Source organism: Aquirufa sp., assembly GCF_044377215.1.
GTDB lineage: Bacteria > Bacteroidota > Bacteroidia > Cytophagales > Spirosomataceae > Aquirufa.
Window position 1 is genome coordinate 13,841 of the sequence record NZ_JBILJM010000015.1, and the last position, 21,034, is coordinate 34,874.

General features: G+C 44.9%; 17 protein-coding genes and 1 pseudogene. 4 read left to right on the plus strand and 14 right to left on the minus strand.

All coding sequences use genetic code 11. The features are described from left to right. The first annotated feature begins 7 nt into the window (after positions 1–7). Entirely contained in the window at positions 8–1,165 is a 1,158-nt protein-coding gene (locus ACIQ6T_RS06375) for a helix-turn-helix domain-containing protein (RefSeq protein ID WP_395785075.1), read from the plus strand. Here the strand turns inward: ACIQ6T_RS06375 and ACIQ6T_RS06380 are convergent. The 4 genes from ACIQ6T_RS06380 to ACIQ6T_RS06395 are packed head-to-tail and all read right to left on the minus strand — an operon-like array spanning position 1,160 to position 7,311. After that, positions 1,160–2,770: an OmpA family protein gene (locus ACIQ6T_RS06380; protein WP_395785076.1), complete on the minus strand. Its 1,611-nt coding sequence runs from the start codon at positions 2,768–2,770 to the stop codon at positions 1,160–1,162. The genes ACIQ6T_RS06375 and ACIQ6T_RS06380 overlap by 6 nt on opposite strands. After that, on the minus strand, positions 2,752–3,333 hold the full coding sequence (locus ACIQ6T_RS06385) for a TIGR00730 family Rossman fold protein (RefSeq protein ID WP_395785077.1): 582 nt from the start codon (positions 3,331–3,333) through the stop codon (positions 2,752–2,754). Before ACIQ6T_RS06385 ends, ACIQ6T_RS06380 begins: the two co-directional genes overlap by 19 nt. Beyond that, positions 3,326–4,201 (minus strand): TIGR01777 family oxidoreductase, encoded by an 876-nt coding sequence (locus tag ACIQ6T_RS06390; protein ID WP_395785078.1) that lies wholly within the window; start codon positions 4,199–4,201, stop codon positions 3,326–3,328. The genes ACIQ6T_RS06385 and ACIQ6T_RS06390 overlap by 8 nt, the downstream gene beginning before the upstream one ends. Beyond that, the gene (locus ACIQ6T_RS06395; protein ID WP_395785079.1) at positions 4,201–7,311 is read right to left on the minus strand and encodes a glycoside hydrolase family 3 N-terminal domain-containing protein; all 3,111 of its coding nucleotides are present in this window, start codon (positions 7,309–7,311) and stop codon (positions 4,201–4,203) included. Before ACIQ6T_RS06395 ends, ACIQ6T_RS06390 begins: the two co-directional genes overlap by 1 nt. A gap of 105 nt (positions 7,312–7,416) precedes the next feature. Here ACIQ6T_RS06395 and tpiA point away from each other — a divergent pair, with 105 nt between their 5' ends. Then, complete coding sequence (gene tpiA / locus ACIQ6T_RS06400) at positions 7,417–8,178, plus strand: triose-phosphate isomerase (RefSeq protein WP_395785080.1); 762 nt, start codon at positions 7,417–7,419, stop codon at positions 8,176–8,178. 220 nt (positions 8,179–8,398) lie between these two features. Here tpiA and ACIQ6T_RS06405 read toward each other — a convergent pair whose 3' ends face one another. From ACIQ6T_RS06405 to ACIQ6T_RS06450, 10 genes and pseudogenes are all read right to left on the minus strand, one after another. Beyond that, positions 8,399–8,998, minus strand: a complete 600-nt coding sequence (locus ACIQ6T_RS06405; RefSeq protein ID WP_395785110.1) for a NifU family protein — start codon at positions 8,996–8,998, stop codon at positions 8,399–8,401. Positions 8,999–9,234: 236 nt separating this feature from the next. Further along, positions 9,235–9,492: pseudogene (rpmA, locus tag ACIQ6T_RS06410) on the minus strand (50S ribosomal protein L27); the annotation flags it as partial. 38 nt (positions 9,493–9,530) lie between these two features. Continuing rightward, positions 9,531–9,845: a 50S ribosomal protein L21 gene (rplU, locus tag ACIQ6T_RS06415; protein ID WP_395785081.1), complete on the minus strand. Its 315-nt coding sequence runs from the start codon at positions 9,843–9,845 to the stop codon at positions 9,531–9,533. A 107-nt stretch (positions 9,846–9,952) separates the two neighbouring features. Beyond that, positions 9,953–11,122 (minus strand): AIR synthase related protein, encoded by a 1,170-nt coding sequence (locus tag ACIQ6T_RS06420; protein ID WP_395785082.1) that lies wholly within the window; start codon positions 11,120–11,122, stop codon positions 9,953–9,955. Between the two features lie 2 nt (positions 11,123–11,124). After that, positions 11,125–12,096 (minus strand): porphobilinogen synthase, encoded by a 972-nt coding sequence (hemB, locus tag ACIQ6T_RS06425; protein ID WP_395785083.1) that lies wholly within the window; start codon positions 12,094–12,096, stop codon positions 11,125–11,127. A 31-nt stretch (positions 12,097–12,127) separates the two neighbouring features. Next, positions 12,128–12,499 (minus strand): helix-turn-helix domain-containing protein, encoded by a 372-nt coding sequence (locus ACIQ6T_RS06430; RefSeq protein WP_395785084.1) that lies wholly within the window; start codon positions 12,497–12,499, stop codon positions 12,128–12,130. Between the two features lie 31 nt (positions 12,500–12,530). Continuing rightward, positions 12,531–14,009 (minus strand): hypothetical protein, encoded by a 1,479-nt coding sequence (locus ACIQ6T_RS06435; protein ID WP_395785085.1) that lies wholly within the window; start codon positions 14,007–14,009, stop codon positions 12,531–12,533. Continuing rightward, positions 14,006–14,692 carry a DNA repair protein RecO gene (recO, locus tag ACIQ6T_RS06440; protein WP_395785086.1) on the minus strand — a complete coding sequence of 229 codons (687 nt, stop codon included), beginning with the start codon at positions 14,690–14,692 and terminating at the stop codon, positions 14,006–14,008. The genes ACIQ6T_RS06435 and recO overlap by 4 nt, the downstream gene beginning before the upstream one ends. Next, complete coding sequence (locus ACIQ6T_RS06445; protein WP_395785087.1) at positions 14,686–15,465, minus strand: lysophospholipid acyltransferase family protein; 780 nt, start codon at positions 15,463–15,465, stop codon at positions 14,686–14,688. Before ACIQ6T_RS06445 ends, recO begins: the two co-directional genes overlap by 7 nt. A 1-nt stretch (position 15,466) precedes the next feature. Continuing rightward, complete coding sequence (locus tag ACIQ6T_RS06450; RefSeq protein ID WP_395785088.1) at positions 15,467–19,894, minus strand: hypothetical protein; 4,428 nt, start codon at positions 19,892–19,894, stop codon at positions 15,467–15,469. A 96-nt stretch (positions 19,895–19,990) separates the two neighbouring features. Here ACIQ6T_RS06450 and ACIQ6T_RS06455 point away from each other — a divergent pair, with 96 nt between their 5' ends. Both ACIQ6T_RS06455 and ACIQ6T_RS06460 read left to right on the plus strand, forming a co-directional pair. Next, the gene (locus tag ACIQ6T_RS06455; RefSeq protein ID WP_395785089.1) at positions 19,991–20,500 is read left to right on the plus strand and encodes a KdsC family phosphatase; all 510 of its coding nucleotides are present in this window, start codon (positions 19,991–19,993) and stop codon (positions 20,498–20,500) included. After that, complete coding sequence (locus ACIQ6T_RS06460) at positions 20,491–21,003, plus strand: gamma carbonic anhydrase family protein (protein WP_395785090.1); 513 nt, start codon at positions 20,491–20,493, stop codon at positions 21,001–21,003. Before ACIQ6T_RS06455 ends, ACIQ6T_RS06460 begins: the two co-directional genes overlap by 10 nt. Positions 21,004–21,034: the final 31 nt, after the last annotated feature.

Sequence of the window (21,034 nt, forward strand, 5' to 3'; positions counted from 1 at the left end):
AAAAAATATGCTTTTATACTTAGCTATTTTAATCATTCTATTATCCATCATTCTAATTATCTACAATTGGAATGAGAACAAGAACAGTTTATACCTAGGTGGTTTTTTGATCCTCATTGCCATTTACGCCATGAGTCATTACTTTACCTCCATTGCTAAAATTCCATTTTTAGTAGCTATTTTTTATGGCCATTTCGCCCCATTAAACCTGTTGGCCGGCCCGCTAATTTACTTTTACATTCGCGGAAATATCAAAGATAATTATTCACTTAATCGGTCTGATGCATGGCATTTACTCCCATTTTTAATTCACTTTGTCGGTTTAATCCCATATATATTATCTCCATTTTCGGAAAAATTAGTATTTGCCAATGCCATTGTTGCTGACATCCGAGAGTTATCCAAGCACGAAATAAATTTTATTTTACCATTGCGCGTGAATTTTGTGATGCGACCGCTTTCATTGCTACTCTATGCAAGCTATTCCTACTTCATTTTATCCCGTTTTAAGCAAAAAAATCGGGTGCAATTGACCAGCTTTGGCCTAACTTTTCGTTGGCTTTTTTCATTTTTAATACTCACCGTCTTATCAGGAATTGCCTATTTATTAATCAGTATCGGATTTATTTCTGAATCTTATGGCCCTTCAGTCATCTTACTAAACGGAGCAACGGCCATCATTAGTATCACCTTACTGGGGACCGGGATATTTTTACTTATTTTTCCACAAATTTTATATGGGTTCCCCATTAACCTCAAGCGCAATAGCGCAAGTACAAAACCAAATAAACTTACTGAAGAATTAGCCTTTGACGTACAATTTCATGAACTGGGGGAGCAGATAAAAACGTATTTTGAAACGGAAAAACCCTACTTAAATCCAGACTTTTCACTTGTTGACTTAGCTCAAAACTTAGACGTCCCCCAACACCATATTTCGTATTGTTTTCGATTTATATTCAAACAAGGCTTCCCTAAAATGCGATCAGAGTACCGCATTACTTATGCCAAAAAGCTTCTCGAAAATCCAGAAAATGACTACTTAAGTTATGAAGGAATCGGCCTAGAATCTGGATTTAGCGCCCGCTCACGTTTCTATGCCGCCTTTCAGGAAATCGAAGGTTGCTCACCAGGCGAGTACCGCGAAAAAATGCAATCACTATAAAATCGCAAATTCCACCCGACGATTTTGACTCCGACCCTCTTCCGTTTCATTGGAAACCTTCGGCTTCTTCGACCCATATCCCTTTGATTGAATACGCGTTTGTGCAACGCCGGCGGCCAATAAATACGCTTGAACTGCATCAGCACGTGCTTGCGATAAACGGTCGTTAATTAAATCCGTACCCGTATTATCCGTGTGCCCACTAATTTCAATTCGAAGACTCGGATTATCTTGCATCACCTGCACCATCCGCCTCAGTTCTGGATCAGATTCTGGCGTCAACGTCGCCTTGTTCAACTCGAAAAATAAGTTGTTAACCGTCATAGTTGACCCTTTAGCGATCGGAACCATCGTCAAGTCACGATCATCTAATTCCAAATAACGTCCCCGAATTTGGCTTAAATCCAAGTGCAAGGAACTCGGCAAAAATCCGTCCGCCTTCGCCGTAATGCCATAATTGATCCCATAAGGCAAGACCAATTTATATTGCCCCGTAGATGGATCCGGCGTGGCTTGGCCAATAATCTTACCCGTTTTTAAATCCTCATACGCAACAGATGCTCCACCAGGAACCGTCCCCGTCGCATTCAAAATTTTACCCGAAAGTAAGACTACAGCAGAAGAAGTCTCCGATGAAGCTATACGCGGACTCGACTTCACCTCCTGTTGGATGATCGGCTCCTCTTTCGCCACCGCTGCAACGACCGGCTCCGGCTCCACCGCAATCCGAAAAATATCCTTCTTTCCCGTTTCAGTAGATGATAAAAAATAAGCAAAATCGCCTTTGGCAGATAACGTATAGTAAGCATCGTACGCTGGCGTATTCACCGGCGGTCCGATATTCACAGGCTTTCTCCACGATGTCCAGCCCTGACCCAAGCGCTTCGTCATGTAGATATCTTGACTTCCCTGGCCACCCGGTCGGTCCGACGAGAAATACATCGTCATCCCATCAGCAGCCAAAAAAGGCGTCGTTTCGGAGTATTCAGAATTAATGGCATCCGACAATTTTTCGGGTTTGGTCCAACCACTCGCCTGCAAAAAACTCACATAAATATCATCGCGGTCACTCTTCTTCTTCTCCGAAAAAGCGAGCAAAAGCGTCTTGCCATCCATCGACAAATAGGCGTACTCATTGAGTCCTTTACTCATCCGCTCGTAATTGGGAATGTTGATTTTCTCGGGAATGGACCAACCGCTAATCTGTTTCTTCGCTAAAGAAAATCCTCTAGTTTCATAGGTGCCATTGACATACGAGCCTTTCAGCAGGATAGTTTGGCCATCGGGCGAAATTGATAAAATCGTGTTGTATTGATCGCGATTCAGCACATCGGGCATACGCCGTGCCGTGGACCAGGCCTCACCTACGCGTTCACTAAACCAGATATCCTGCGAACCTGCCACGGTCTCCGAGCCTTGCGTTCCATACTTATTGGACGGATGATTCTTCCTGCCAAAAAACAAGGTGTTCCCATCAGGAGCCATCACCGGGTTTAATTCCGAGTAATCACTATTGATCGCAGAACCCAAATTCTCCGGTTTTTGCTGCGCGAAAATCGTGCTCGCACTCACTAAAATCACACAAATTAACCGCGATAAATCCATTTCTTTTCCATTTTTTCTGGCTCATAAGCCATCATCCAGTCGATCAACACATCTGGATCTTGTTCCACCTGCAAGGCTTCTAAATTAGGTACTTTCAAAAATCCTTCATCCACCATGTGCTGCATTTGAGCCAATAAATGGTCATAATAGCCATTGGTATTGAGGATGGAAATCGGCATTTGGTGTAAATCTAATTGCTTCCAGGTCAACATCTCAAAGAGTTCATCCAGCGTCCCAAATCCACCCGGCAAGGCAATTACCCCATCCGCGCGATTCGCCATCAATTGCTTACGCGCATGCATAGATTCGGTAATTAAACATTCCTGAATCCCGGTATGCTTGACTTCCCACGGTTCCATAAACGAGGGAATAACCCCCACACAATGACCGCCAATTTTCAAATATTCATCCGCCAGAACACCCATAATTCCCACACTTCCTGCACCAAAAATCAATTCGCAATCATAGCGTTTCAACGCATGTACGAGGCGCTTCGCTTCCTGTTCATAAATCGAATTATGCCCCTTAGACGACCCACAATACACTAAAATTTTCTTAGACATGCACTAATTGTTTAATCGCTTCCGAGAAGCGCTTGTATGTAAACGTAAAACCAAGCTCGTTTTGTATTTTTTGGGACGAAACAAAATTTCCGCCCGTCACCAAACAAGCCATTTCACCTAATATGAGTCGTAACATGAATGCCGGAACATGCGGCCACCAAACCGGTCGGTGCAACGCCCCCGCAATCTCCCTGGTCATCGCCGCATGCGTCAATGGTTCCGGTGCGACTGCATTATAAACACCAACTGCGCGTTCGTCCGTCAGCGCCTGCGCAAACATCCGGACTAAATCATCCCGATGAATCCACGATTGCCCTTGGTTTCCGTCGCCTAGTATAAAGCCTGCAAACAAACGAATAGGTCGCGCCAACACCGGAAATATGCCCCCATCGCGCTCCATGACCAAGCCGATGCGTAATTTCACCACACGTAATCCTGTCATTTCATCTACCGCATCTTCCCAGGCCCGCGTACATTCCGCTAAAAAATCTGCTCCTGATTCGGTGGTTTCTATGCATGTTTTTTGGCCTGAATCCGCACCATAATATCCGATTGCTGATGCTGAAACGAAGGTGTGCACCTCATGTTTCTCGGTCCGCAAGACACGCGCTAAAAGTCGCGTAGAATCTACGCGCGACGAAATCAATTCTTTTTTACGCGCAGTGGTCCAACGTTTATCGGCAATCCCCGCACCCGCCAAATGCACGATGGCGTCGATTCCATCTAAGACACTTGGATCCATGGTTTGATTCAACACATCCCAACCGGATTTACGCGACAAAATGCGCACTTCGTGACCGGTACTTTGCAAGTATGTTTGCAGTGCCTGCCCAATAAATCCGGTTCCTCCCGTGATGAGAACGTGCATTAATTTCCTTTTTTGATTGCCTGATAAATGACTTCATTAATGCCTGTCCGAATATTCGCATCCGAAATACGACTATTATTTCTTGTTGGATATACGCGATTCGACAAGAATACATAGACAATATCATGTACAGGATCTACCCAGGTATACGTTCCAGTAAATCCAGAGTGGCCAAAGCTCTCTTGGCTAGCAGATTCCGCAGCAGAAATACCTGGCTTTTTACGATCTGGCTTATCAAAACCAATCCCGCGGCGTGCGTTTTCTTCCATCGAGAATGGATACGAGGTCCATTGCTTAACCGTCTTTTCATCGATGAATTGCTTGCCGCCATAATAGCCTTTTTGCAAATACATTTGCATCAATTTCGCGAGGTCATTTGCATTACCAAACAAACCAGCATGGCCACTAATCCCGTCTAAAAGCGCGGCACCTTCATCATGAACTTTACCATGAATCAAGGTTTTACGGAACAGCGAATCGTATTCAGTTGGCACAATACGTGCTAACGGAAAATGCTTTTCCGCCTGATAAACCAATGTTTTTGCCCCCAAAGGCTTATAAAAAGTATCCGATAAATAATTCGTCCACGTTTTTCCTGTCATGCGCGTGGAGATTTGCGGCAATAAATAATACGATAAATCCGAATAAACATATTCCTTCTTATCTCGCAAAGCTGAATTTTTGATCGCCTCCGCAATCATAGCTCCCATGCTACGATGTGCCCAAAGATTAGGCGCCACTTGGGTTGGATATTCTTCCGAAGCCGCATAAGAAAGTGTGCGTGGTTTCCAGCGGGTCACCTCGTTTTTCAGATCAACACACGTATCCCACATCACTTTTTGATTTTGTTTGATGCGCTTTAAGCGTTCCGCGGCATTCGATTTCAACACATATTTATTCACAAAAGCATCTGCATCGAACTGCTTTCGGTACTTTTTACTATGCAAAATCATGTTCGTGCTATCCACGTAATCTTGCCAAAACGGAATCCATGCCCGCAAGCGTGCTTGGTGCGTCAAAATATCCAGGTATTTTAAGTCACTTTTATTGCTCGCTTCGAAACCCGGAATCAAACTCCCCATCGTAGTTTGCACAGAGAATTTCCCTTCATCTTGCCACTTCATCAATGCTGGCACTGAAGTTGAAATTTTCGTAATCGATGCCAAATCGAAAATATCACTGGTCTTCATCGGCTCTTTTGATTCGTAAATTTGCGTACCAAAAGCCTTGTGGTAAATCACTTTCCCTTCTTTGGCAATCAGTACAACAGCGCCTGGAGCACCTTTGATATCGATGGCTTTTTGTGCCAACGAGTCTACTTTTCGGTGTAGAAATTGGCTCGAAATACCCACCGCTTCCGGAATTACTTGATACTGCAACCTGCCTAATGACGGCGTCATCACGCCCATCCCTGCCGGATATTCTGCGGAAGCGCTCACTGGCAATTTCCCTTCTGCCGCAATCCCACCAAAAATCGCCATCGCCGCAGCTTCTTGTTGGGCAATTCCATCCTGATACGTTAAAACGAGTCCGGCCGTCTTGTTCAAATTCTCAAATGACTTGAAGGTGAAGGGATTCGCAAAATGGGTATAAATGGCTTTTTCAGTAGCAAACCGACTGACCAAAGCTTGAATTTTGGGCTTGATGGCGTAATTATTAACGGGTCGGTAGGAGATACCATGCAAACCCACGAGCACGACGTCCATATTTTTTAACGCGTTTTCGATACGGGTGATGGTGCTATCTGCCGAATTTTCATCGAGGTAGTAGTGGTCCATTTCCACATAATTTTGGGCCATCTTCTGGAATTCAGTTGGGAAAACGGATCCGTAATTCGCTTTACCGATCGCCAGGGTGGCAATTTTCAAACTGTCTAATTGGCGAATTGGGATCAGGCCTTTCGGGTTTTTCAATACGGTCACTGTTTTCTCAGCCAGAGTGCGCTTTAAAATCTCAGCGTTGATTGGATTCAAGTCTTCAATCAACTGCTTGATTTGGGTAGGCTGATATTGATCAAGCCCAGCCCAGGCTTTGGCATTTAATATTCTACGGACACGCACGTCTAATTCCGCTTCCGTAATTTCCCCGTCGGTGAGTGCTTTTTTAATCGCGTTAAATGCAGCGGGTACGTCCACAAATGTTTCGAGGATGTCGTTGCCGGCTAGAAAAGCTTTGACATTTGCTTGTCCTTCAGGGAACATTTTGGTGGCGCCTTTCATGTCCATGGCGTCTGTAAATACAAGGCCTTGAAATTTCAATTGGTCTCTGAGCAATCCGGTGACAATCGGTTTAGACATGGTGGATGCCAAATTCGCCGTAGTATCGAGGGATGGAATGCTTAGATGGCCCACCATCACACCTTGCAAACCTTTATCGATGAGTTCTGCATATGGAAATAATTCCAGGCTATCGAGGCGCGCGCGGTTGTGCGGCAAGACCGGAATGTCGTAATGGGAATCGACGCCGGTGTCGCCGTGTCCGGGAAAGTGTTTGGCAGATGTGATGATGCCGCCTTTTTGCAGGCCGCGCATGTAGGCTAATGATTTTTGGGTGACTTGATTTCTATTTTCACCAAAAGACCGGAAGTTGATGACCGGGTTATTTGGATTATTATTCACATCCACGACGGGTGCGTAATTGATATGTACACCGATGCGTTTGCATTGTTGGGCTATTTGAAAACCCATTTTCTCGATCAGCGCATCATTTCCTTGCATGGCCCCGAGCGTCATTTGGTAGGGGTAGCGGACGGTGGAATCGAGGCGCATATTTAAGCCCCATTCGAGATCCATGCCGATGAAAAGTGGGACTTGAGACATTGCTTGAAGCTTATTGACAAGTCTAGCTTGGGTCGTTGGGTAGCCGGCAAAAAGCACGAAGCCACCTACATGGTATTTCCGAACGATGTCGAAAAGGCGGGTCGTGTCGTAGGTGGGGTTCGAATTTCCGCGGGGCATGAGCACTTGTCCAATTTTCTGGTCGATGCTTAGTGAGGCCATGACTGAGTCTACCCATTTGGATTTGGTATGGGGAAAGAGGTCTTTTTGGCTGAAAGCGGGAAGTGAAAAAAGGAGGGAAAGGCAGGCAAATGCGGCAAAAAATCGTCTCATATGTGTGGATTAGTCTGTGAAAATACGGAATGTTTGGGATTTTTTTCGTCGAATTTTCGCAAGCGAGAAAGGAATTGTATTTTTGAAGCTTAATTAGATGAACGTATGAGAAAAAAAATTGTTGCTGGAAACTGGAAAATGAATAAGACGGCTGTTGAGGCATTCGTTTTGGCTACTGAGGTGGCTCAATTAGTGAAGTCGGACGTTCCGGCGGATGTACAAGTGATTATGGCGACGCCGGCCTTGTACTTAACGGGTGTTTCTCAGGTTGTTGAGGGCATATCAAATTTAGCCGTTGCGGCACAAAACTGTCACGAAAAAGCTTCTGGCGCCTATACAGGTGAGATTTCAGCGGTGCAATTGGCATCAGCTGCGATTCCTTATGTATTAATTGGTCACTCGGAGCGCCGTGAATATTTTTCGGAATCGAATGAGCAGTTGGCATTGAAGGTAGACGCAGCTTTAGCCAACGGCATCACACCGATTTTCTGTTGTGGCGAGAGTTTATCTTTACGTGAGGGCGGTAATTTCTTAGCTTTTGTAGCGGATCAATTAACGGCAAGTTTATTTCATTTGTCGGCAGAGGAATTCGGAAAAGTAGTCATTGCTTACGAACCTATTTGGGCGATTGGAACGGGTTTGACGGCTTCGGCTGGGCAGGCACAAGAGATGCATGCGCATTTACGTGTACATATTGCTGCCAAATACGGCGCAACTATCGCGGATGATTGTTCTATTTTATATGGTGGATCTTGCAATGCGAAGAATGCGCAAGAGATATTCGCGGGTCCAGATGTGGATGGCGGGTTGATCGGCGGTGCTTCGTTGATCGCGGCGGATTTCATTACGATCGCAAAATCGTTTTAATCGGGTAAACGCTGCCGGGCAGTTTATCAATAAACTGGACAGTTAAACGCTAAAAATAGGCCCTATGGCCTGTAATGAGGGAAAAATAATACGTTTCGCGCGGGAGTTTGACTTTCGAAAAAGTGGGACCGAGAAGTGACGCTGCCGGGGTCTGCGACCCCGGCAGCGTCTACCCGCCGACAACGATCAAAAAAAAGATTAATTGTCCAACAAACTGATATTAAACGCCTTCTGCGACCACTTCCTTTACTTCAGGAATCATGCGCGTCATTAAGGTTTCGATACCGGCTTTTAACGTCATTTGAGAAGAGGGGCATCCAGAACAGGAGCCCTGCAATAATACTTTAACTTGGCCAGAAGCCTCGTCGAATGAATGAAATGAAATGGCGCCGCCATCAGATTCTACAGCTGGACGTACATATTCTTCTAAAACTTGCTTGATTTTACCGATAATCTCGGTATCTGAAACACCCTCCTCGTTGATCACCGCATCTGGCAATACAAAAACGGGACGTTTTTCGGCAAAATACTGCTTCAAATACTGCTTTATCCCAAACAACTCATCCTCCCAAGCAGCGCTTTCCGTCTTCGTTAACGTAATAAAATTAGTTGTTATAAACACCCGACTTACAAACTCAAATCCGAATAAAGCTACAGCCAATGGAGAATTCTTCTCTTTTGTTAACCCGTCGGCAGGTTGCGTATAGTCGAAGGACATACCCTCAGGCAACAATTCCACATTGAAAACGAATTTCATGGAATGCGGATTGGGCGTAGACTCAGTATATATATGAATTTGAGGAGTAAGCATAAAACTAATTTATGAAAGCTAAACCACTAATTTAGGCACAAAGTTTCCGAAAAATAAAAAACCTGGCATGAAAATACCAGGTTTCTTAAAAAATCTAGAAAAAACTACTCTGCAGCAGCTTCTTTTTTCTTAGCAGGAGCTTTTTTCGCTTTTGGCGCAGCTTCTACAGCTACTTCAGCAACAGCTGCTTCAACAGCCGGAGCTGCTTTTTTCGCTGGCGCTTTTTTCGCTACTGGTGCAACAGTTGCCACAGATGGCAAAACGTGCACGAATGAACGACCTTTAAATCCTTTTTTGAATGCAACTACACCATCCGCTAAAGCAAATAATGTGTGATCTTTTCCAAGACCTACATTTTCACCTGGGTTGTGGGCTGTACCTCTTTGACGTACAATAATGTTACCAGCGATTACTGCCTGGCCTCCAAATAACTTAACGCCTAAACGTTTACTATGTGATTCGCGCCCGTTTTTCGACGATCCGGCGCCTTTCTTATGTGCCATGTTTTTTTATTTTATGCGTATAAAACGCTAATTTTCAATTATTTAACAGAAATACCTTCGATTAACACCTGCGTCAAATTTTGACGGTGTCCATTCATTTTTTGGTAAGACTTTCTACGTTTCTTTTTAAAGACCAAAACCTTTTCACCACGAACATGGGCTAAGATTTTAGCTTGAACAGTCGCACCAGCCACGGTGGGTGCTCCTACGGAAATCTTTCCGTCATTGTCAACAAGTAATACCTTGTCGATAACCAGTGCAGCGCCTTCCGCTCCCGCCAAACGGTGGGTGTATACGGTACGGTCTTTTTCTACTTTAAATTGCTGCCCGGCAATTTCTACGATTGCGTACATTTTAGATGTATTTAAGTGAAACAAACCCACGAGGCCAGGTCGTTACCTTTACAAAGCCTTTTAAATGGGGTCGCAAATATAAAAAGTATTTAGAACAAAGGCAAACCCTAGTCGTAAATAAATTCTCCGTACGTACTTTTTATTGTTAATTTCTTAACTGTGGCCGACTCGACACGTCCTACAATCTGAGCCGGAATGCCAAATGACTCCGAAATCTGAATGATCTCCTCCGCAAATTCAGGCGCCACATAAATCTCCATCCGGTGACCCATATTAAACACCTTATACATTTCCTGGAAGCTCGTGCCACTCTCTTTTTGAATCAAATCAAACAGGGGTGGAATCGGAAATAAATTGTCCTTAATCACATGAACCTCCTCCACAAAGTGCATCACCTTCGTCTGTGCCCCACCTGAACAATGCACCATTCCGTGAATCTGTGCCCGCATATCACCCAAAATGGCCTTAATAACCGGCGCATAGGTACGCGTTGGCGACAAAATTAATTGGCCTACATTTAAAGGCGTCCCCGGTACCGCTTCCGTCAAAGAACGGGATCCCGAATACACTAAATCAGACGGCACCGACGGGTCAAAGCTTTCCGGGTATTTCCCGGCCAAATAATTGCCCAGCACATCATGGCGCGCAGAAGTCAAGCCATTGCTGCCCATACCGCCATTATACGTTTTTTCATAGGTTGACTGACCATCTGAAGCTAGGCCGATAATCACATCGCCCGCCCGAATATTTCCATTCGAAATCACATCCGAACGCTTCATCCGACCAATCACCGTACTATCAACAATAATTGTACGGACCAAATCCCCTACGTCGGCCGTTTCACCTCCGGTACTATATATGCCTAAACCATTCTCCCGCAACATCTCCAACACCTCTTCGGTCCCGTTGATAATCTCCGCAATCACTTCGCCTGGAATCAAATTTTTATTCCGACCGATCGTACTTGAAAGCAACATTTGGTCCGTCGCCCCCACACATATCAAATCATCCGTATTCATCACAACCGCATCTTGTGCAATCCCTTTCCACACCGAAATGTCACCCGTTTCTTTCCAATATAAATAGGCCAAAGAGGACTTCGTTCCCGCTCCATCTGCATGCATGATGTTGCAAAAATCCGCATCTCCACCCAAAATATCCGGTGAAATCTTGCAAAATGCCTGCGGAAATAAGCCCTTATCTAGCTTGGCAATGGCCTTATGAACATCTTCTTTAGAAGCCGAAACTCCCCGTTGCATGTAGCGATCGGTTGACATATTTACGCTTTGGTTAATTGAGCAAATTCTTTGGCAAAATACGTCAGAATGACCTGAGCGCCCGCCCGTTTAATCGATAATAAACTTTCCAACATCGCCTTTTCGCCATCAAGCCAACCATTTTGAGCGGCGGCTTTAATCATGGCATATTCGCCGGAAACATTATAAGCGGCAATTGGCAAGTGACTATTTTCACGCAACAAAGCGATGATATCTAAATAGGCCAAAGCGGGCTTTACCATAAGAAAATCTGCACCTTCCGCCTCGTCTAATTCCAATTCAATTAATGCTTCCCGACGATTCGCAGGGTTCATTTGATAGGATTTTTTATCGCCAAATTTAGGTGCCGACTCCAATGCATCCCGGAACGGACCATAAAAAGCGGACGCATATTTGGCGGTATAGGCCATAATTCCCACATTCGAAAATCCTGCGCCATCCAATGCTTCGCGCAAATAACCAACCCGACCATCCATCATGTCTGATGGGCCTATCAAGCGAGAGCCAGCTTGCGCTTGAGCAATCGCCATTTTGGCAAGAACCGGTAAGGTTTCGTCATTTAAAATTTGACCATCTTTGACGATTCCGTCATGACCATCCGAACTGTATGGGTCCATGGCAACGTCGGTCAATAAAGATATTTCTGGGAAACGGCTCGAAACCGCATGAATCGCGTCTAAATATAAAGAGCCTTTTCGGTGACTTTCAGAGGCAATTGAGTCCTTTAACGACTCCTCCACCTGCGGAAATAAAGCGAATGAACGAATGCCCAAATTGGCACATTCATCAATTTCCTTCAACAACAAATCAACAGAATAGCGATTAATTCCGGGCATCGAGACGATTGGCGTCTTTTTGCCCGAACCAGCCTGAACAAATAGTGGGAATAACATGTCTTTCACCGACAGGCGAGTTTCCTCTACCATATCACGAATGACAGCACTTTGACGATTTCTACGGGGCCTTTGCAGCATAACGATGAATTTAAGCGACAAAGGTAGGAATTTATTGCGGCAGTTTGGACAGGATTTCGCTTAATTTCAACTGCAGTTGGTGCACCGCCGCCGCCTGTTCCGCAAATTCGCCTCGGGTAACAAAACCATAATCTGGGGTGGCAGTCTCCGCAACATTCCCAACCGTACTTTCCCTGAGAAAATCGATAATATCCACTTCAAGAACTGAAGCGATTTGAGACAAACGAAAAAGAGTCAACTCCGTTTTTCCGCGTTCAATTTTGGAATAGGCCGACATCGTTATGCCCATCTTCATCGCCATAAATTCCTGACTAAAATCTTGTAACTGGCGAAATTTGCGTATACGCATCGAATATTCTTTCATGGTGGTAAATATCAAAAACATATAGGCTATAACGTTCATACAATTTAGCCAAATTAGTTCTTAATTCGCCCTAAATATTCTGTTTCTGACTATTTGCCAATGCGAATGAGGCTAAAAGCGCCGCATTTTGTATCTCCAACTGCATCGGGGATTCTTTAAATGACAACCCAACAAATACCATTAGCTCTCCAATTCGTTTACCCAATGGCTCGTTTCCTTCCACCCAGATTCGCCAAAAATCACTTAAGGGTGCTTCATACACGTTTTCTACCAATGCATAAAAATCCGTCCTAGTATATCCCTTTTTAAATTCCGCCTTCATAGCCAATAATACATCGCGTAACGAACGCTGATGATTGAATTTTTGACGAATCATCAAATCCAAGGCTAAAGCCACCAGAGCACCCTTGAAATAAATAGAAACTCGCTTCCCCGGCAAGGCCTGTCCGTAACCATCCAACCATAAATCAATCGAACTTTCGACCAAAGATTGCTTGGACTCGCCATCCCGTTCAAAATGTAATTTCAAATTCCCAAGTAACATCCCCACATACTCGTCCGCTGTCACCACACCTGATGCCCACAAAAACCAATCCCCCAAATACGTTGTAATCCCCTCAATCACCCAACCCGTATCGAAAATTACAGCACGCGTATAATCATAGGGCAATAATTCCTTCGGTCGGATCGTCGCCACATTCCAAACATGAAATAATTCATGCGATGCCAAACCAATCAAATCATCATACGAATCTCGATCCTCAGGCCCCATCACCATCATCGTAGATGCCGTATGCTCCACCCCATGGTAAAATGGCTTCGGGCATATCCAATGCAAAAAATGGTATTTCTTACCCGGAAATCCCTCCATGTATCCAATCTGAAAATCCACAAATCGTTCATATGCCTGCAACAACCGCTTCGAAAAATGCTGCTGGGGCCCCACACCTTCAATAAAAAACTGTACTCCATGTGACTTCCAGCTATATGAAAAGATTTCTGGAGCAGCTATAAACGGAGAATCAACCAATTCGCGATACGATTTAGCCCGAAATCCAGACCCGTAAGTAGTTAAAGAACAGGCATTTACGCGATACCCCGGCAGCGTGGAAATCGCAGGCGGAATAGAAATCGCCGGCGTGGGAATCGCAGGCGGAATGGAAAACGGCAGCGAGATGTTTACCTCACAAGGCCTATTTTCTCCCCGATCTGGTAAGATTAAACAAGCAATAAAATTGATATAAAGTAAGTCCGACTGCGAAACACAGCCCCCCGCATCCGGCTGATCCGCAAAATACCGATAAGACAAAACAACCGGATCCAGTGAATCTATGGTAAGCGTCCACGTAGATAAACCCGACTTCCGAATCAATCCCCGCGAAGAAGTAATTCCAGCGATATTCTTGGCAAAATACTGAGCCTGATACCGCCCCGGCCGCCAAATAGGCAAATGAATCTCCTGTGGCCCCACACGCTGCGGCGTAAACTCCAACGAAATCGATAAAAACCGATCCTCCCCCTCAATCGTATAGCGCAACAATCGACTCATGACAATACCTCTTGTAAAATTTGCAACGATCGTAACTCTCCAAACGACTCCATGTGCAATTGATAATAAAAAATTAAAGCTGCCAAAATAGCTTGCCGTTGGCCGCGCTTCATCAGCACCTCTTGCCCATAATCCGCATGAAAAAGAGCCCCTAAAGCTGCTGCATCAATCCCCGCCAAACCCGGAACTCCCGCCACGCGCAATTGCTCCAAAAACTCAGACGCCAAACCCGGATAAAAACCCAAAAACTCCGTCAAATTCCACAGAAATTGCAAGTGAAAATTCTCCGTATGCCCCGGAGCTTGATCCAAAAACTGAAACGAAGTTTCCAGAAATTCAAACAACACCGGATTCGCCTCCTCCTCCTTCAACACTTTCGACAAGACCTCACTTAAAAATAAAGCAATGCTCGAATACGCAATATCAAAGGGTATTTTTCGGTATGGATAATAACATTTGGCAGAAGAAATACGATGAATTCCCTTGCCCGGCTTGTGAAAAACCTCGAGCTCCAACAAAGTCAATGGCTGAAAAAGGGCCATTTTATGTTTCGCCTTCACCGAACGCACCCCATTTTCAATGTACGTTGTAATGCCACATTCCGCCGTGTAAATCGTGACCAGCAACGATGATTCACGGTAACGCATATTGGAAATCACCAAGCCTTTGGTCTTCGTTAACATGCCTCCGCTTCCAATCCAATTTCCAACCGCAAACGCTCCAAAATTTCCTCTGGCGTCGCTGACGAATCAAAGCGAATTGGCTCACGGAATTCAACAGTCAAGGTTGTTTGGCGCTTGCGCATCAACAAACCTTTCTTATCAAATGCCCGCCGAAATCCATTAATTCGAACAGGTACCACAATTGGATTTTCGCCCTTAATCAAGTGAGCCGTTCCCTTCCGTAATGGCGCAAAAGCACGCGTCGTGCCCTGTGGAAAGCTAATCACCCAACCAGATTTTAACCCCTTCCCAATCTTTTCAACAGCAGCTAAATCAACATCGCGCTTGACATCTTGGCCCTCCGCGCGCCATGAGCGATTTACTAAAATTGCCCCCGCAAATGCCAAAATTCGAGGTAATAAACCATCATTTTTCATTGTTTCCGCCGCCGCCACATAGAATAAATTGGACCTCGGGGCCACCAAATAAATCGGGTAATTCAAGGAATTTCGAAATCCCCATTTGACCGAAAAAAAGATATGATACAAACACACCACATCCATAAAATAAGTTTGATGATTCGGTAAAAACAAAACGCCATTCATCGGCAAATCGTCTAAATATTCAGTCCCCGTAACCTTCGTTTTATTATAAACATTCAATCGATTATACGTGATAAATCCCAGAATCATCACAACGATTCGCTTAAACAATATTGGATTTCCAAAAGGATCTCTTTCCCCCAATCCGAGCGTATCCATAAACCGAAAAAGCTTTCCTAACTTCGTTTCCATATTAAAATCCTCCCTTTTTTACCGCCGGCTTAGCTGGTGCCGACTTCTTCACAGGTGCTGCTTTTTTAGCAGGTGACACCCCTCGGTAATAACTCAAAAACCGCTTCAAAAATGCATCCTTTTCATCCGCAGCAGCCTCAACTACGGCCAATTTACCCTTTTTATCCCCCTTCACAGCCTCGCGAATCGCCGCAAGAAACGCATTATCCGACGAATAAACACCTAATTCTTCATTAAAATAGGCAAAATAATACCAAAGATCCTCCGACAATTCCCAATAGCCATAGAACTCTTCTTTGCTCGGCTTTTTAATCACCTCCATATATCCTTTCACCGTACTATTAACATCCACCGCACCCACATTCACCACCGGCAAACCTCCCACCGAATAAAACGACGACGTGTTTGGTGACCAAACCCAACGAACCGCCGAAAGATTGATACTACCCGCAAATTCCGGTGCTACTTTGTCCAAGCCCAAATGTACTTGATCCATTTTCGTACGAATCGCTTCCGGAATGGCACGCCCCAATACCTGTGCCGCTCGCTTCAAATACGCATCTCGATTTTCAGGCTCATCCGCTGACTCTCCCGGTATTCCCTCATCCAACCCAAACTTAACGATGCGGTCGCCCATCACTTTGAGTAGATTTGGCGGGAAAGCAAATTGAAGACTTAACCACGTTTCTAAACGTGGTACCAAGGAATCCGTGGACATATCTATTTTCCCAAATGCTTTAATCGGCTTATTCCCCGTAAATAATTGCACCGCTCCTTCCGCCTCCATGCGCCGCTTTTCTACAAACAAACGAATTTCTGAATCCTTCCCCTTCACCTCATAACGATCCTTTTCCTCCACAACTTCCCCCTCCGCCTGAAACAAAACCGGATCTAAATCGTCTGAAACCGGCCCCAAAAATGTAGGGTACAATTTATTATCCACATTGATAAAAATTCCCGCCGTCACTGGCCTACCGGCCTCATCGCGGACACTTGGATCCAGCTTAAGTGTAGGCGTTTCACCCTTCGCATTTTCAAACGGAATCCATGCAGCCTTGAAATTGGGTAAGCCCAAAACGGGACGCAAAAATCCTTTAAACTGTAAATTTGCCTTCCCCGAATTCAGGGCAACTTCTCCCTTAAATTGCTGATGTTTACTAAAATTCAAAGGCGTTTTCTCGGAAATTAATCCCTCCGCCGTAATGACTGTTTCTGTTTTTTTATTCGCCAAAACCGACTCCACAAATGCAAAATTGCGTAAGGTCACTTTCACCGTATCCCCATCACTCCGCGGAAATAAATAATTCGCCTCGCCCTTCCAAGAGGTCGAATTGCCTTCGGTTACTTTTAAGTCGGCCAACATATGTGTTCCGTTTAACAACGCTCTTGCGCCCGCAAACGGTTTAAATGCCCCCTCTTTTTGTAAACCAAAAACCCCTTTCGCCGGGTAAATGATACTCGGCCCTGAACTAACTTCCTTAACCCCACTAAGTGATAAAAGCTGTCCTTTTAAATCATATTCGGCCGTATTTGCACGAATGAGCCCTTGGGACTGATCTGGAATTAAGCTATCATTTTCTGCCCAGCGCTGTAGTTCAAACCCTGACTTTCCTGTCAATTTAAACGTCTGATTTTGTGTATCCCAAACAGCATCTTTGAGTGTACTTTGGTAGGCAATGAACGGAAAAACAATGGGGCTTTCTTCGCCTTTCATCTGCTTGATTGTCATTTTTCCTGTACCCACTGTCGCGTCAATTGTCACTGATTGCGCTTGAACCGCAGGTTTGAACAAAGCCATTTGTCGGCCTATCTTCATCTCCACCTGATCCCCGTGCCACAAATTTGCATTCAATCGAAAGTTATTCCCCATGAAAACCCCATCATTAAACGTCATTTTTCCTTGGGCAAATACTTGTTTCTGATGCATGCCGAGTCGGCCTTCCAGTTGTACCTGATTTTGGAATAGTGAAATAGCCGATTTTTCTGGTTGGATCCACAAACTGTCTTGCGATGGGATCCAGCGTAAACTATGGGCCGGAATTTTAGCTTCTGGGAAAATAGATTTGCCTCCGAAAACGGAGGTTATTTTAGCTTCTGTTCCCGATGAAATCAATGAATCGGGGTAAAAATGGGTTGCTTTTTCTTGGGCAAGTAGACCAAGATATTGCAAATTTCCTTGACTCTGCAGACCCGCATGATTCATGGTTAGTGGGGCGCTAAGGGTATATTTGGCTTGTCCTTTATAGATCTCAAGCGGCGTTTTGCTGGTATATTGAAAACCAAAAGACTGGTCGGCCATTAAAGCCAATGAGGCTTTTAGTGTGGGCAAAAGACCATCTGAATAAAAACTCCCTTGAAAGGTTATTTCCTTTTGGGTGAGGCTGTCTAATTCGATACGCGGAACTTTGAAATAATGCTTTTTGGTATATACACCTTGCGCGCGCCAGTCTTCATCGAAATAGGAAACTACGCCATTCGGAATAAGTAATTTGGGGTAGGCCGCGATTCCGTTCCGGCCCGATTTGTTGGATGGAGGGCTGAGTAAAATGGTACCTGCTTCGTATTTAAGTTGGCCGCCAACTTCATGAGAGCTGTTTTTAGGCAGAAACGTAATGGAATCAATCTTGGGAAATTGGACCGCAAAATTGGTAAAATTGAAAAAAAATGCGGGGCCACGAAAGCGGTAATTGCCTATTTTTATTTCGCCTTTAAAGTCGAAATCGCGTCCTTGGCTGAATGAAATTTGGGAATCGGAAGGAAGGAAATTAGCCTTGAGCGAATCGGAAATCATGACTTCTTTGATCCCGCGCACCATGAGTTTTTTTTGTGCCAAATCAAGGGAAATATTGGCTGAATCCCGAGGAACTAAGTTGCCATAGGAAGGAACATAAAACCGATCAAAATCTTTTTTCGCAAACTTAACTTGCGCATAATGTTTCCCGAGGCGCGTCCAAGAAACCCGATCGGTGGACGCTTGATAATTCAATAAGCCTGCGCGTTTAAATTGTTCGAAGCCGCCTTGTAGCGATTTAGGATCCCGCTGATATCGGGTGGCGATGTCGCCCAAATAGGCCTCGCTCTGCTTCGTTTCATTTAAATAATTATACAACACGCGGAGCGGGTCATAGGTCAAAATTCCTTGTTCGGAGCCGATGCGCTCAGCGTCAAAAAAATCAAATGATTCAACCCAAGCGGGCACTTGGGTCCTTCCCGAAACACGGTAAAAATCAATCATTCGGGTGGGCACTTTCAGAATGGCCAAATCTACCGCGAAGCGCATTTGATGAAAACTTTCTTCAAACATTTGCTTGCTTTCGTTCAGATTTATGTGCCAAGCTTCCTCTCCTGGAAACCAATTTGCGCGCACATTGGCATGATAAAGTGAATCTTTGGGGCCAACAAAAGCAGTGAATTCGCTTTGGGACATCTGAATTTTCTCATCGGCATTAATGTAAGCAAGCGGCGTCTTAAATTCGGCTAATTTCTGTTTTTGCGCATAGACTTCAATCCGCGCGGGGGTTGATCCATTAGCGGAAATTCCTTGCTTATTATCTTGAATGTTTAAACGGCCAAACGCCTTCCAATACAGGCCTTGTAACGGTTCTTTTAAGTCTGTTTTTGATTGGAAATCAAAGGAGAAAAATGGAGTTCCTGCTTTGCGCTTAAGGGATAATTTCCCCGATCCTTCGAGTAGGCGTTCACCTAATTTCAGCGTTCCTTCCTGACTGACCAACACCCCTTTACGCGGAATTAATTGAAATGTTTTCATCTCCCAATCCCCGTAAGCGCCACCTTTCGTGCGCGCTTGAGTCCCAATTCCGATGCGATCTTTAATCGACCACTGAAAGGATTCTGGCACAAGTGCAAGGCTATCGCGCGTAATTTTGGATTGTAAAACGGCCTTATTCCATGTCAGAATAGGTCCATTTGAAAAAGTAAATGTAGGTGTGGTCTCACTAAGGGGAGATTCGGAATCCCAGCTATCGGCGGCTGAAACGACAGCTTGGGTTTGGTACCATGCCAGATGTAGGTTTCCTTGGATTCGAATTTGGTAATTTCCCGTTCCTTCTAGGGTTTGATTAAACTGCCATGTGTCGATTTGTTCTAGGAGGGAAATGGCTATTTTGGGGTCTTTTGCTTCAAGTAATTTAGGCCAAATCTCCAGTAATTCCGATTGCAATTCAGGTACAGATTGGAGATAAACGCGCACGAATAAGTAGGCAATTTGAGGCGAACGCATCCCTTTTGAGGCCGTTTGGGTGATTTGCGTGCGTAGATTTTCTTGGGGGGTGGACTGCCAAAAAGCGCTCCATTTGGCGGCAATTTGAGGGGCATCTTGGTATTTGCTTTGAAGCATCCAGCTTTTAACCTCGTCGGCAAAGCGATCGGGATTACCTGAAAATTGCTGGGCATGCAGTGGCTTTGGCATAACCAAGCAAATACATAAACACCAAATAATTCGATTCCACATGGGGGTAAAAATACGTAAAAATTGCAGATATTTGTTGGCACAAATCCCCCAATCATGTCGAACGTCCTTTCCTTATTTTCCTCCATTAAAGCATTTGTATTTGATGTGGATGGTGTCATGACGGATGGTTCGGTACATGTGCTTGAAAGTGGGGAACATTACCGCACGTTTTATATTCGGGATGGGTATGCGATTGAGCGTGCGCGGATGGCGGAATATCGGATGTGTGTGATTACGGGTGGGGGTCATGCGGGGGTGAAAAAGCGTTTAGAAAATCTAAAATTTCAGGATATTTATTTTGGTTTGGGGGGTAAGGACAAATTGGAAACCTACTTGGGGTGGTTGGCAAAAACGGGCCTGAAAGAATCCGAAGTTTTATACATGGGTGATGATGTTCCGGACTTAAAAATCTTGTCGCGACCGGAGCTATTGAGTACGTGTCCGGCGGATGCGATTCCGGAGATCCAGCAAGCGGTAAAATATGTTTCGCCGTTTGGCGGGGGAAAAGGAGCCGTACGTGATGTGATTGAAAAAGTAATGAAACTACAAGGAAAATGGCATTAATCTTACCAGTAAAGGGCGTTTCGCCTGTGTTTGGCGCGGAAAATTGGCAGGCACCGAATGCCACGATTGTAGGTGATGTGACCTTTGGGGAGCATTGCACGGTTTGGTTTAACGCGGTGGTTCGTGGGGATGTGAATCGCATTCGCATTGGAAATTATACAAATATTCAGGATGGTGCCGTGATTCATTGTACGTACCAAAAGACCGAAACGACGATCGGAAATTATGTGTCGGTGGCGCATAACGCTATTGTGCATGGCTGCACAATTGAGGACCACGTGCTGATTGGCATGGGTGCTATCGTGATGGATGGGGCGGTGATTGAGACAGGTTCAATTATTGCCGCGGGTGCAGTGGTGACATCAAATACGCGCGTCCCGGCTGGCAGTATTTATGCGGGGAACCCGGCAAAATTTTTGAAGCCGGTGAGTGACGATGCGGCAGGTGTTTTTATGCGGACGGCGATGAATTATGTGGAGTATGCGGGGTGGTTTCAACAGTAAAGGTTAGTTGTAGAGACGCGATACTTCGCGT